The sequence below is a fragment of the Ruegeria sp. CDSC085 genome (assembly GCF_059610465.1).
In genome coordinates this window covers 86,849-99,698 of sequence record NZ_JBXWNR010000015.1, presented here as the reverse complement: position 1 = coordinate 99,698, position 12,850 = coordinate 86,849, and the positions used below count along the sequence as shown (strand labels likewise).

11 protein-coding genes are annotated in these 12,850 nt (G+C 59.5%); 6 read left to right on the top strand and 5 right to left on the bottom strand.

The window, feature by feature from the left end:
• Positions 1 to 107 precede the first annotated feature (107 nt).
• The 4 genes from pta (at position 108) to AC2FJB_RS18195 (ending at position 5,756) form a co-directional block, all read left to right on the top strand.
• Positions 108 to 1,115: a phosphate acetyltransferase gene (gene pta / locus AC2FJB_RS18210; RefSeq protein ID WP_496719723.1), complete on the top strand. Its 1,008-nt coding sequence runs from the start codon at positions 108 to 110 to the stop codon at positions 1,113 to 1,115.
• A gap of 90 nt (positions 1,116 to 1,205) precedes the next feature.
• On the top strand, positions 1,206 to 4,025 hold the full coding sequence (locus tag AC2FJB_RS18205) for a molybdopterin oxidoreductase family protein (protein ID WP_496719725.1): 2,820 nt from the start codon (positions 1,206 to 1,208) through the stop codon (positions 4,023 to 4,025).
• Positions 4,026 to 4,134: 109 nt separating this feature from the next.
• Positions 4,135 to 4,884 (top strand): 4Fe-4S dicluster domain-containing protein, encoded by a 750-nt coding sequence (locus tag AC2FJB_RS18200; RefSeq protein ID WP_496719727.1) that lies wholly within the window; start codon positions 4,135 to 4,137, stop codon positions 4,882 to 4,884.
• Positions 4,884 to 5,756 (top strand): dimethyl sulfoxide reductase anchor subunit family protein, encoded by an 873-nt coding sequence (locus AC2FJB_RS18195; protein ID WP_496719729.1) that lies wholly within the window; start codon positions 4,884 to 4,886, stop codon positions 5,754 to 5,756. The genes AC2FJB_RS18200 and AC2FJB_RS18195 overlap by 1 nt, the downstream gene beginning before the upstream one ends.
• Positions 5,757 to 5,889: 133 nt before the next feature.
• Here AC2FJB_RS18195 and dapA read toward each other — a convergent pair whose 3' ends face one another.
• Positions 5,890 to 6,762 (bottom strand): 4-hydroxy-tetrahydrodipicolinate synthase, encoded by an 873-nt coding sequence (gene dapA, locus AC2FJB_RS18190; RefSeq protein ID WP_117872116.1) that lies wholly within the window; start codon positions 6,760 to 6,762, stop codon positions 5,890 to 5,892.
• Between the two features lie 134 nt (positions 6,763 to 6,896).
• Between dapA and AC2FJB_RS18185 the strand changes: the two genes are divergently transcribed.
• A complete protein-coding gene (locus tag AC2FJB_RS18185) occupies positions 6,897 to 8,870 on the top strand; it encodes a lytic transglycosylase domain-containing protein (protein ID WP_496719731.1) in 1,974 nt (657 codons plus the stop codon).
• On the opposite strand, the gene AC2FJB_RS18180 is transcribed toward AC2FJB_RS18185, so the two are convergent.
• Positions 8,844 to 9,713, bottom strand: coding sequence for a DMT family transporter (locus AC2FJB_RS18180; RefSeq protein ID WP_299644225.1), 870 nt, complete (start codon positions 9,711 to 9,713; stop codon positions 8,844 to 8,846). The genes AC2FJB_RS18185 and AC2FJB_RS18180 overlap by 27 nt on opposite strands.
• On the bottom strand, positions 9,710 to 10,375 hold the full coding sequence (gene mnmC2, locus AC2FJB_RS18175; RefSeq protein ID WP_496719734.1) for a tRNA (5-methylaminomethyl-2-thiouridine)(34)-methyltransferase MnmC2: 666 nt from the start codon (positions 10,373 to 10,375) through the stop codon (positions 9,710 to 9,712). The genes AC2FJB_RS18180 and mnmC2 overlap by 4 nt, the downstream gene beginning before the upstream one ends.
• A gap of 55 nt (positions 10,376 to 10,430) precedes the next feature.
• Here mnmC2 and AC2FJB_RS18170 point away from each other — a divergent pair, with 55 nt between their 5' ends.
• Positions 10,431 to 11,465 (top strand): NAD(P)/FAD-dependent oxidoreductase, encoded by a 1,035-nt coding sequence (locus AC2FJB_RS18170; protein ID WP_496719736.1) that lies wholly within the window; start codon positions 10,431 to 10,433, stop codon positions 11,463 to 11,465.
• Here AC2FJB_RS18170 and AC2FJB_RS18165 read toward each other — a convergent pair.
• Together AC2FJB_RS18165 and AC2FJB_RS18160 are read right to left on the bottom strand one after the other, a co-directional pair.
• On the bottom strand, positions 11,457 to 12,248 hold the full coding sequence (locus AC2FJB_RS18165; RefSeq protein WP_496719738.1) for an HTD2 family dehydratase: 792 nt from the start codon (positions 12,246 to 12,248) through the stop codon (positions 11,457 to 11,459). The two genes, AC2FJB_RS18170 and AC2FJB_RS18165, sit on opposite strands and share 9 nt — an antisense overlap.
• Positions 12,249 to 12,263: 15 nt before the next feature.
• A complete protein-coding gene (locus AC2FJB_RS18160; RefSeq protein WP_496719740.1) occupies positions 12,264 to 12,806 on the bottom strand; it encodes an NADPH-dependent FMN reductase in 543 nt (180 codons plus the stop codon).
• Positions 12,807 to 12,850: the final 44 nt, after the last annotated feature.

Sequence of the window (12,850 nt, the reverse complement as noted above, 5' to 3'; positions counted from 1 at the left end):
CGAGCCCTTCCGCCGCGACGCAATGAAAAAACCCGTCGCAGTCGCCGGAATCTCAGCCGACGAAATGAAAGATCAGGAAGCTTGATCAAAGGACGAGGCCAGAGCGTATGACAATGACACCCATTGAGCTGTTGCGTCAGAACGCCCCGGCCTCCCGCCCTGTGATTTCTTTATGCGAAGGCAGTGATCCCCGCGTTGTTGCGGGGGCGCTGGCCGCCCAGCAGACCGGGCTGGCTGATGTCATTCTGGTCGGCCCACAAGCCGAAGTCGAAGCCGCCCTCAAAAACCAGAATGCCGCTCCCTCTGAGAACGTCATGGTTCACGACCCGGCGACCTCGGACCTGACCGAGGAATTTGCCCGAACCTATTTTGAACTGCGCCAACACAAGGGCGTCGATCCAACCAAGGCCCGTGCCGCCGTTGAAACACCGCCTGTCTATGCCGCCATGCTGGTACGCAGCGGGCGGGCCACTGGAACCGTAGGTGGCGCCGTTCACACGACCGGAAACATTGTACGCGCGGCCATTCAGGTGATCGGCATGGCCCCTGATGCAGGAATGGTATCGTCCTTTTTCCTGATGTACCCGCCGGAAAACGCACAGCCCGGAGCGCGGGCAATGCTCTATTCGGACTGCGGTCTGGTCATCGATCCCAGCGCTGACGAGTTGAGCAAAATTGCCGTCGCCTCGGCCAAGTCGGCGCGGGCACTGCTGAGGGTTGACCCCAAAATCGCCATGCTCAGCTTCTCGACCAAGGGCAGCGCAAGCCATCCCGATGTAGACAAGGTGATCGAAGCCACCGAAACACTGCGCCAGATTTCCCCGGATCTCGAGGTCGATGGCGAGCTTCAGTTCGACGCGGCCTTCGTGCCCTCGGTCGGGGATCGCAAATCGCCCGGATCTTCGGTCGCCGGTCAGGCCAACGTGATGGTCTTTCCCAATCTCGACGCCGGCAATATCGGCTACAAGATCACTCAAAGGCTGGGTGGCTACGCCGCGATCGGCCCGGTTCTGCAGGGGCTGGCCCAGCCTGCCAACGACCTGTCCCGCGGATGCAGCGCCGAAGATGTGACCCAGATGATCGCCGTGACCGCACTGCAAGCTATCAGGGAATAATGCCCAGAACTCGCGTCGTTTCCAGAACGATGTTCTCAAACCGGAAGGAAAGTGACACAGTCCTCCCGACACAACCGACAGGACCCGCCAATGACCCATCAGCAGCCGATCCTTGAAACGTCTCCGAAAGTTTCGGACGAGGTCCGCAAAACCACCTGTTATATGTGCGCCTGCCGCTGCGGCATCAACGTTCACATGAAAGACGGCAAGGTTGCCTATATTGAAGGAAACCGAGACCACCCGGTCAACAAGGGTGTGCTGTGTGCCAAGGGCTCTGCCGGGATTATGCAGGTCAACGCCCCCTCTCGCCTACGCAAACCGCTCAAGCGTGTCGGCCCACGCGGCTCGGGTGAATTTCGCGAAATCGAGTGGGACGAGGCGCTCAGCACTGCTGTTGGCTGGCTGAACGAACTGCATGAAACCGCACCGCAAAAGCTGGCCTTCTTCACTGGCCGCGACCAGAGTCAGAGCTTCACCAGTTTCTGGGCCCAGAATTTCGGCACTCCGAACTATGCAGCCCATGGCGGCTTCTGCTCGGTCAACATGGCCGCCGGCGGTATTTACACGATGGGTGGCGCGTTTTGGGAGTTTGGTCAGCCCGACTGGGATCACACCAAACTGTTCATGCTCTTTGGCGTGGCCGAGGATCACGACAGCAACCCGATAAAAATGGGGATTGGCAAGATCAAGGCACGCGGCGCACGGATGATCGGTGTGAATCCTATCCGCTCGGGCTATAACGCTGTTGCCGATGACTGGGTCGGCATCACACCCGGAACAGATGGGCTGTTCATTTTGTCGCTGATCCACGTGCTGATGAAAGCCGGCAAGATCGATCTGGATTACCTGAGCCGCTATACCAATGCGCCGGTTCTGTTGAACGCTAGCGAGGGTGCGGAAAAGGGTCTGTTCCTGCGCGACGAGGACGGCAAGCCGCTGGTTATTGATCGCAAAACGGGCAAGCCAACCGCATTCGACAAGCCCGGCGTGCGCCCGGACCTGTCGGCGACCTATGACAAGGACGGTGTGACGCACCGTCCCGTTTTCCACCTGATGGCCGAGAAATACCTCAGCGACGAACACGCGCCCGAGGCGGTGGCCGATCGCTGTGGCATCCCCGCCCAACGTATCCGGGCTATTGCCGCCGAAATCGCCCGGGTCGCCTTTGACGAAGCGATCGAACTGGATCAGGAATGGGTTGATTTTCGGGGTGAAAAGCACACCAAGATGACTGGTCGTCCCGTCAGCTTCCACGCCATGCGGGGCATTTCGGCCCATGCCAACGGATTCCAGACCTGCCGCGCTCTGCACGTGCTTCAGATCCTGCTGGGAACAGTCGAGGTGCCAGGCGGTTTCCGCTTCAAGCCACCCTACCCCAAACCAGTTGAAGCGCACCCGACCCCCCATGGCGACAGGCGACCAGGGCGCCCGCTGAACGGCCCGCATCTGGGCTTTCCACGGGGTCCCGAAGACCTGCTGCTGGACGACTGCGGTACACCTCAGCGCATCGACAAGGCATTTACCTGGGAAAACCCGATGTCCGTGCACGGGTTGATGCATATGGTGATCTCGAACGCGGCTGCCGGTGATCCCTACAAGATCGACACGCTGTTCATGTATATGGCGAACATGTCGTGGAACTCATCCATGAACACCAAAGGTGTGATGGAGATGCTGACGGCCAAAACCGAAGACGGCAATTACGTCATCCCGCGCATCATTTACTCCGATGCCTATTCTTCGGAAATGGTGGCTTATGCCGACTTGATCCTGCCCGACGCCACCTATCTAGAGCGACACGACTGTATCTCTCTGCTGGACCGCCCGATCTGCGAGGCCGACGCCGCAGCAGATTCCATCCGCTGGCCGGTGGTCGAACCCGACCGCGACGTGCGTGGCTTCCAGTCGGTTCTGATCGAACTGGCCAACCGCATGAGCTTGCCGGGTTTCACGAATGAAGACGGCAGCCCAAAGTGGAAAGACTACGCAGATTACATCGTCAACCACGAACGACGCCCCGGCATCGGCCCGCTGGCCGGCTTCCGGGGTCCGGATGGCGACAAGGAAGGCCGCGGCGAAGTCAATCCGAACCAGCTGAACCAGTATATCGAAAACGGCGGGTTTTATCTGGCGCATATCCCGAAAGGCGCGGATTACTACAAGCCGTGGAACACCGCGTATCAGGACTGGGCCGTCGGGATGGGCATCTATGACAGCCCTCAGCCCTATCTGTTCCAGCTCTATTCCGAACCGATGCGCCGTTTCCAGCTGGCTGCCGAAGGTCACGGAGACCGCCAGCCGCCCGAGCACCTGCGCCAGCGCATCAAGGACACCATGGATCCGCTGCCGATCTGGTACGAAACCGACCAGCAGGGCAATGAAGGCTTCACCGTCAACGCCCTGACCCAACGCCCAATGGCCATGTATCACAGTTGGGGTACACAGAACGCTTGGCTGCGCCAATTGCACGGGCACAACCCGCTTTATGTCCCGACCAAACTAATGCGAGAACACAACCTGCAAGACGGAGACTGGGCAAAAGTCAGTTCCCCCCATGGTGAGATCACCGTGCCTGTGATGGAGATGGCCGCGCTGAACGACAACACGGTCTGGACGTGGAACGCAATCGGCAAACGCAAAGGTGCCTGGGCCTTGCAGAACGACGCGCCGGAGGCGACCAAAGGCTTCCTGCTCAACCACCTGATTCACGAATTGCTGCCGTCCAAAGAAGATGGAATGCGCTGGGCCAACTCGGACCCGATCACAGGTCAGGCGGCATGGTTCGACCTGAAGGTTAAAATCGAAAAAACCGACGCGCCCGCCGATGCGCAAAGCCAGCCGAGTTTCGACCCGATCCAATCTCCGGTCGGAACCGGCCCTAAGAACCTGGTCTGGAAGGTGGGTAAATGACCCGGATCCGCACTTCATCTGGCCAAAAATATCCCGGGGGTGAATTGAGCCGCAGGCTCAAGAGGGGGCTGACCCCCTCACCTGCCCCCCACAGCAGAGGTTCACTGACATGACCCAGCTACCAAACTCCACCGACCGCAAGATGGGTCTGGTCATCGACCTGGACACCTGTGTTGGCTGCCACGCCTGCGTTATTTCCTGTAAAGGCTGGAACACTGAAAACTACGGGGCCCCGCTTTCGGATCAGGACGCCTACGGTGCAAACCCTTCGGGCACCTTCCTCAACCGCGTGCATTCCTACGAAGTGCAACCTGCCGATGGGCACGCCCAGCTGATCCACTTCCCGAAATCCTGCCTGCATTGCGAAGACGCGCCCTGCGTTACCGTTTGCCCCACCGGAGCCAGCTACAAGCGGGTCGAGGATGGCATCGTGTTGGTCAATGAAATCGATTGTATCGGATGCGGCCTGTGCGCCTGGTCCTGCCCCTACGGTGCGCGGGAGCTGGATGTGGCCGAAGGCGTGATGAAGAAATGCACACTTTGTGTTGACCGCATCTACAACGAGAACCTCCCAGAAGTCGACCGTATCCCCTCCTGTGTTCGCACCTGCCCTGCGGGCGCAAGGCACTTTGGCGATCTGGGCGACCCTGACAGCGATGTCAGCCAGCTGGTTGCAGAACGAGGCGGCATAGATTTGATGCCGGAGATGGGCACCAAACCCGTCAACAAATACCTGCCCCCGCGCCCCAAGGACACAGTGGAAGACCAGATCGACATACTGGCCCCCCTGCTGGCACCCATCGCCGACGAGCCCAAAGGGTTCCTCGGCTGGCTCGACAAGACGTTGGAGAAACTCTGATGCATCCCGCACCCTCCGTCATCCTGTTCACCACCCTGTCAGGTCTGGGATTTGGACTGCTGTTCTTCCTTGGCCTGGGGTTTCCGGCTGTCTCGGGTTGGATAGCTTTTGTGTTCTTCGCCATTGCCTATGGTCTGGCCGTCGGCGGGCTTTTGGCCTCGACGTTCCACCTCGGCCATCCGGAACGGGCCTTGAAGGCCTTCACTCAATGGAAAACCAGCTGGCTCAGCCGTGAAGGTTGGTGTGCCGTACTCGCGCTGGTCATCATGGGACTCTATGCGATTGGCGTGGTGTTTCTTGACCAACGCTGGAGTTTTCTGGGTTGGATCGGCGCAGTGCTGTCGCTGGCCACAGTGTTCACGACCTCGATGATCTACACGCAGCTCAAGACCATCCCACGCTGGAATATGAACCTGACACCCGCCATGTTCCTCAGCTTCAGCCTGGCCGGCGGTGCATTGCTGGCTGGTCAGACAAGCGCAGCTCTACCTCTGCTGCTGATCGCGGCGCTGGTGCAGATCCTGTACTGGCGCAAGGGGGATCAGGCGTTTGCATCATCGGGAACGGATCTGGGAACAGCCACCGGGCTTGGCTCACGCGGCTCCGTCCGCGCCTTTGAGCCGCCGCATACCGGAACCAATTATCTACTGCGGGAGTTTGTTCACGTGGTGGGTCGCAAACACGCAGAGAAACTGCGGGTATTCTCGTTTGTTCTGGCCTTTGTACTGCCGGTTTTGCTTCTGCTATTGCCGTTCAATCACGTATTCGCCCTGTTGGCTGTGGCATCCCACCTGGCAGGCGTGGCAACGTCGCGCTGGTTGTTTTTTGCGCAGGCCGAACATGTCGTCGGGCTCTACTACGGGAAACGGTAGAGGGGCTCTGCCCCAAATCGCGGCAAGCCGCGACTTCCCCGGGATATTTTTAGCCAGATGAAGTCTGGATACATCGAAAAGAGGGCGGCGCTCAAGGTTCGAGGCCGCCCTTCGTCGTATTCTGAAATACCAGTCAGATCAGGCCAGCATGGGCCATTGCGGCCTCAATTGCATCCTTGGTGCTGTCTTCCAGTTCAGTCAGGGGGGAGCGGACTTCGGTGCTGCAAAGGCCCAGTTTGCTGAGCGCATATTTGGCACCGACAAGACCCGGCTCGATGAAGATCGCCTCATGCAGCGGCATCAGTTTGTCCTGATACTCCAACGCTTTTGCATAATCTCCAGCCAGCGTGGCCTGCTGGAATTCGGCGCAGAGCTTGGGTGCCACGTTTGCAGTCACCGAGATGCAGCCAACACCACCATGGGCATTGAACCCAAGGGCCGTGGCGTCTTCGCCGGACAGTTGGCAGAAATCTGCGCCACAGGCAGCGCGCTGCTGGCTGACACGGGCCAGGTCGCCCGTTGCATCCTTGACCCCGACGATACGGGGAAGCTTGGCCAGTTCACCCATTGTGGCAGGCGTCATATCAATGACTGAACGGCCCGGAATGTTGTAGATGATGATCGGGATATCCGCGGCCGCATGCAGAGCCTCGAAATGCGCGATCAGACCGCGCTGAGTCGGTTTGTTGTAATACGGTGTAACGACCAGCGCGGCATCCGCCCCGACTTTTTCAGCGAATTGAACGAAGCGGACAGCTTCGACCGTGTTGTTCGACCCGGCACCGGCAATGACCGGAACGCGGCCCGCGGCCGTTTTAACAACCTCTTCGATTACCGTTTCATGCTCTTCGTGGCTGAGCGTCGGGCTTTCGCCGGTGGTTCCGACAGGCACCAGCCCGGTCGAACCTTCGGATATCTGCCAATCCACAAAATGTTTGAGCGTCTTCAGGTCCAACTCGCCGTTGTTGAACGGGGTGACGAGGGCTGGCATCGAGCCTTTGAACATGACACGCTCCTTCAAGGTGCATTTTGCTGTTTTTGCGCCGCGGTCTCTCACGTTTCCAGCTTTGTGAGTTGATCCCGGCGACACACGGTTTATCCTCACAGGCTCTATCCTCGGTTGGTTGGGAAATGCAAGGGATGACACGCTTTCTGGCACTGTTGACTGCTGTGATTCTGTATTTGGTGACAGCACCGCACTCTGCGCAGGCAGACGCTTCGGCTGATTTACGCGCCGGGCTCAACGAGATGCGCAAAGGCGACTGGAACGCCGCATTGCGCGTATCCGGCCAGCGGGGTTCCGTATCGCGCGATATCATCGTCTGGCACTGGCTGCGCGAAGGCTTCGGCAGCTCTGGCGACGTACTGGTGTTTCTTGAACGTCGCCCGGACTGGCCCGGGCTGGCATGGCTGCGCCGCAAGAGCGAGCCTGTTTTCACCGGAGCCGATCCGGACAGGGTTTTGAAATTCTACGCCGACATGCCGCCTCAGACAGCAGAGGGCGCATTGAACTATGCCGTTGCCCTGAAAGCCAAGGGACGCACCGGAGAGGCGGAGGCTGACATTGTGACCGCCTGGCGCACCATGCCAATGGGCTCGGGCTTGCAAAGAAGCTATCTGGAGAACTTTGCCACATTGCTGAAACCGCATCACGCAGCGCGGTTGGACAGAATGTTGTGGGACGGTCATCTTGTGAGCGCCGGGCAGATGTTGCCTTTGGTCAGTTCGGACGAACGTAAACTGGCAGAAGCGCGCATAGCGTTGCAGAAACGCCAACCCGGCGTGGACACCAAGGTGTCGGCAGTTCCGAAGTCTCTGGCAGATGCGCCGGGGCTGGCATTCGACCGTTTTGTCTGGCGCGACAAGAAAGAGCTGGATGACAGCGCCGTCGATCTGATGCTGGCGCGTTCAACCGGGCCTGACGCCTTGGGTGAGCCCGACAAATGGGCCGAAGGACGACGCCGACTTGCCCGGCTGGAGATGCGATCAGGCCGTGCGGCGCGCGCATATGATGTGGCCGCCAATCATCACATGACCCCTGAGATGGGATACGGCTATGCCGATCTTGAGTGGCTGGCCGGGTTTCTGGCTCTTCGAAAGCTGAATGATCCAGCCACGGCCGTTCGCCATTTCCAGAATTTTTTGGACGCGGTCAAATCTCCGATTTCAAAAGGGCGTGGTGGCTATTGGCTTGGGCGCGCCTACGCGGAACTGGGTGACGCGGAAAAGGCGTATGACGCCTACGCGATAGGGGCTGATTACCAGACCTCATTCTACGGCCTGCTGGCTGCGGAACGGATCGGGCGGCCCTTTGATTCGGAACTTGCCAATCCGCGTCGCGCACCGCATTGGCGGCAGGCGGAGTTTGCCGATTCCAGCGTTTTAGAGGCCGGATTGCTACAGCTGAAAGCCGGAGAAGCAACCCTGTCCGAAAGGTTCCTGACCCATCTGGTCGAAGGCCTTGATCCAGTGCAGGCCAGTCAGCTGGGCGATCTGGTGATTGAACTGCAACAACCGCATCTGGCCGTAATGATCGCCAAACGGGCGGCGACCAACGGTACTGTCCTTCCTGCGGCCTATTACCCGGTTCACCCGGTGGCCGATATGCGATTGCCTATGGCAAAGGAAATGACACTGGCCATCGCGCGCCGCGAAAGCGAGTTCGACCCGGTTGTTGTCAGCGGTGCAGGAGCGCGCGGTCTGATGCAGGTAATGCCCGCCACGGCCAAGCTGGTTGCAGGTGAGTTGGGCATTCTCGGCGGCCATCAAACCGGGCGATTGACCACCGACTGGAAATACAACGCAAAGCTTGGGGCCAACTACCTTTCCGGTCTGGCGGCCGATTTCAACGGCAACGTGGTGATGATGGCCGCGGGGTATAACGCCGGGCCAAGACGACCGATCTCGTGGATGGAACGCTATGGTGATCCGCGCGCTGGCGAGGTTGATATCGTCGACTGGATCGAGACGATCCCGTTCAGCGAAACGCGGAACTACGTTATGCGCGTGACCGAAAGCCTGCCTGTCTACCGTGCCCGCCTGGGGCAGGCCGCCCTTCCGATTCCTTTTTCGCAGGAACTGATCGGTTCATCTCTGGCGGCGTTCGCGCCATAAGGTGAACAGGCCTGCGGCCACGACGATGGTTGCGCCCGCCACGACTTCGGGGCGCAACGTTTCACCAAAGATCGAAATTCCCAGGATCGCGCTCCAAACCAGGTGGAAATATGCAAAGGGTTGAACCGCACTGGCTTCGGCCATCTCATAACACTTGATCAGCAACCAGTGCCCGAATACCCCGCTGACGCAAAGCAGCGCCATCCAGAGCCAGTCGCCGCGCGCCATCGGCTCCCAGAACCACATGCCAAACACGGTCATCGCCACGGCACCGGCGACACCGGTCCAGAAAAAGCTGGTCGCCGCGCTGTCCTGACGGGCGACATATCGCGTCAAAAGACCATAGATCGCAAACAGAAACGCAGAGATCAAAGGTATGACAGCCCACGGGTTAAAGACCCCGGCACCCGGTTGCAGAATGATCAGAACTCCGATGCATCCTACGCCGATCGCGACCCACCGCCGCCATCCGACATTTTCACCCAGAACCGGCCCGCTCAGCGCGGCGACAAGCAAAGGATAGCAGATGAAGACAGCCATACTGTCGATCAGGCCAAGGACCGTAAACCCGAACACCGCGATGCATATTTCGGCAGCCAGCAACACGCCCCGCACAATCTGCAAACCCAACTGATTGGTCTTTGTGGCCGCCTTCAACCCACCTGGGGCCCGCGCAGCCAGAGCGATGACGAAAGCCGCAAAGAACCAATAGCGGATCATGACCACCATGTAGGTGTTGTAGGTTCCGGCCAGATGGCGCGAGATACCGTCCTGCAGGGCAAAGACAATCGTCGCGCCCACCATCAAGACGATGCCCGCGCCTACATTGTTCTTCTGGGTCATGCCTTGTGTGCCCGCGTCATGTGCCGCTTGCGGCCATAGCCGGGCGTGCGGGTAACGTTGAAACCGGCACCCTCAAGCGCCCGGCGCACAAAACCAGCGGCCGTATACGTGGCCGCCGTCCCCCCCGTGGCAGTGTGGTTTGCCACTTCCTGCATCAGGTCCGCACCCCACAATTCAGGGTTCTTGGCCGGTGAAAAGCCGTCGAGAAACCAGGCATCTGCCATACCCTCCCAGTTCGGCAATGCCTCGCGCCCGTCGCCGATCACCACCTCAAACTGAAGCGACTCCAATGTACATGTGCGCCCCGTCCAATGCGCCAGAAACCGGCTGCTCCACGGATGCAATTCAGGAAAGGACTCAAGCGCACGTTGCATGTCTTCCGCGGCCATGGGAAAGGCTTCGAAACTGGTAAAACGCAATGGCCCTTTCTGGCCGGATGCCTCCCATTCTGACCAGGCCGACAGCAGGTTCAGGCCGGTGCCAAAACCCAACTCGGCAATGTGAAACCCTGGCGTAAACCGCGCAGGCAAATCATTTCCCGCCAGAAACACATGGCGCGTCTCTTCCAGCCCGTTCTGCAACGAGTAATAAGGGTCGTCGAAGCGATCCGAGACCGGGATCTGATCTTCGGTCCACGTCAATTTGGCGCGCTGGTCTGCCATCGGGGAATCCTGTAGCTAAGCGGCGCGACACTGAACAACGTAAAGGAAATTGGCAATGGTCGATGTGACGGTTCGCGGCGCAGGAATTTTCGGCCTGTCCATCGCCTGGATTTGTGCGCGACGCGGCGCAAACGTGCGGGTTGTCGATCCGTTCGGACCGGGTGCGGGGTCCAGCGGAGGTCTGGTCGGCGCGTTGGCCCCGCATGTGCCGGAAAACTGGAACGCCAAGAAAGCTTTTCAGTTCGACAGCCTGATTATGGCTGAACCGTTCTGGCGACAGGTCGAATACACCGGCGGGGTTTCTCCCGGCTACGGCCGGCTGGGCCGTCTTCAACCAATCCCGGACGCACGTGGTCTGGAATTGGCCCGCCAACGCGCAGGCACCGCAGATGAGCTTTGGCAAGGCCGCGCGGAATGGCGTGTCGTCACCACGGCCCAAGCGGGTTCATGGTGCCCGCCCAGCCCCACAGGTTTTGTCATCCGGGATACGTTGACGGCACGGATACACCCAAGGCGGGCCTGCGCCGCTCTTGTCGCTGCTCTCGAAGTCATGGGCGTCCAGGTTGTCAGTGATGGCGATGACAAGGGACAAATTGTCCACGCTACCGGCATTGCAGGATTACAGGAACTGAACACAGCCTACGGCAAGACCATTGGGAACGGTGTCAAAGGACAAGCCGCCCTGTTGCGCTTCGACGCGGGAGAAGTGCCGCAACTATTCGCCGACACGGTTCACATTGTGCCTCATGCTGACGGAACACTTGCGATAGGATCAACCTCGGAACGGGACTACGATGACCCAACCAGCACGGACGAGTCGCTGGACGATGTGATCGACCGCGCCACTCGTGCACTGCCTCTGTTGCATGGGGCCGAGGTGATCGAACGCTGGGCCGGAGTGCGCCCACGCAGCAAAAGCCGTGCGCCGATGTTGGGGGCACATCCACTGCATCACGGTCAGTTCATCGCCAATGGCGGGTTCAAGATCGGGTTCGGCATGGCCCCCAAAATCGCCGAGGTCATGGCCGATCTTATGCTGGAAGACCGGGATACGATCCCTGATGAGTTCCAGCCCGAAGCCTCACTGTGACTGTACGACGGCCTGCATGCATTGCCGCCCGTCAGGGCCGCGCACCCACATGTTTTCATTTCTCCGGCACAACTGGGCGGTTTCGAAATGCATCAACGGTGAAGTCGCACGGAACGAAAACGATGCAAGCGGACCGCTCAGGTCGACCGCGAACAGCATCAGAAGTTGCGCCAATAGCGGCCCGTGCACGACCAGCCCGCCGTATCCTTCCACATCGCGCGCATAGTCCAGATCATAGTGAATACGGTGGCCATTGAAGGTCAGAGCCGAGTAGCGGAACAACAACGTTGAATCGAACCCGACTTCGCGGACATCAGTTTCATCGGTGCGCGCTCTGGGCGGTTGAGGCATTTCAGCATCCGGCGCAGGATCTTCGCGATAGACGAGATCCTGCCACTCTGTCAGGCGCAACTGACCGTTCTGCCAGATCTCGTGCCGTAAAGTGACAAAGCCCAACGGGCCGGACCGCCCCACCTTGGTGCCTTGACTTTCAAGAACCGATTTCTTTTCGGCGGTGATCCCCGCGACCAATGGTGCGTGAAAGGTCAACCGCCCCCCGGCCCACATTCTGCGCGGCAACCCCATATCCGGGATCAGGCCCCCAACCTTGGGATGCCCATCCCTGCCCAATGCGGCAGCCGGTTGCGCGGTCCAGAAATAAAGCTGATGGAAGAAGGGCGGCAAGTCCGAACCACTGGCGATCGTAGGCACAGCGCCCAGCGCTACCTGAAATGCGGCCGCTCGGGCCGGGTCCAAGAGATCGGTCTGTCGCTCTTGCGTCATTTGTCTGACCCGCGCTCAGAAACCGGCCTCGGCCCGAAGTTTCTGCATCAAATCATGCAAAGGCTTTTCGTATCGATTCGAACGCAGCTTCCCCTGATCGTCGAACTCACTCGAACTGTTCGCCAGATGGATTTCGGGCCCCTGCTGGATGCGCGGCTGAAAGGGAACCATACAGGCCCGCAGGATCATCTGCGCCCGTTCCCCGCCTGCACGACCAGCGGCCGCCGACATTACCGCAACCGGTTTGTCGGCCCATGGATTGCCTTGCGTACGGCTGACCCAATCCAGCGCGTTCTTCAGAACGCCTGATGGACCCTTGTTGTACTCAGGTGTCGAAATGATCACCGCATCGGCTTGCGCGATCTGTTTGGCCAGCGTCTGAACCGTCTCGGGAATCCCTTCTTCGTCTTCCAGATCACCATCGTAGAGGGGCAGGTTCAAATCCGCTTCGACAAAGCTCACCGGATCGAACAACCGTGCCGCCTCGCGCAGAAGCTTACGGTTGGTCGCGTTCTGGCGCAGGGACCCGGACAGGCCAAGAAGGGTCGGTTGGGACATCGGGAAAGCTCCGTTTCTGTGTTTGTCGCAAGTTAGACCGAGTT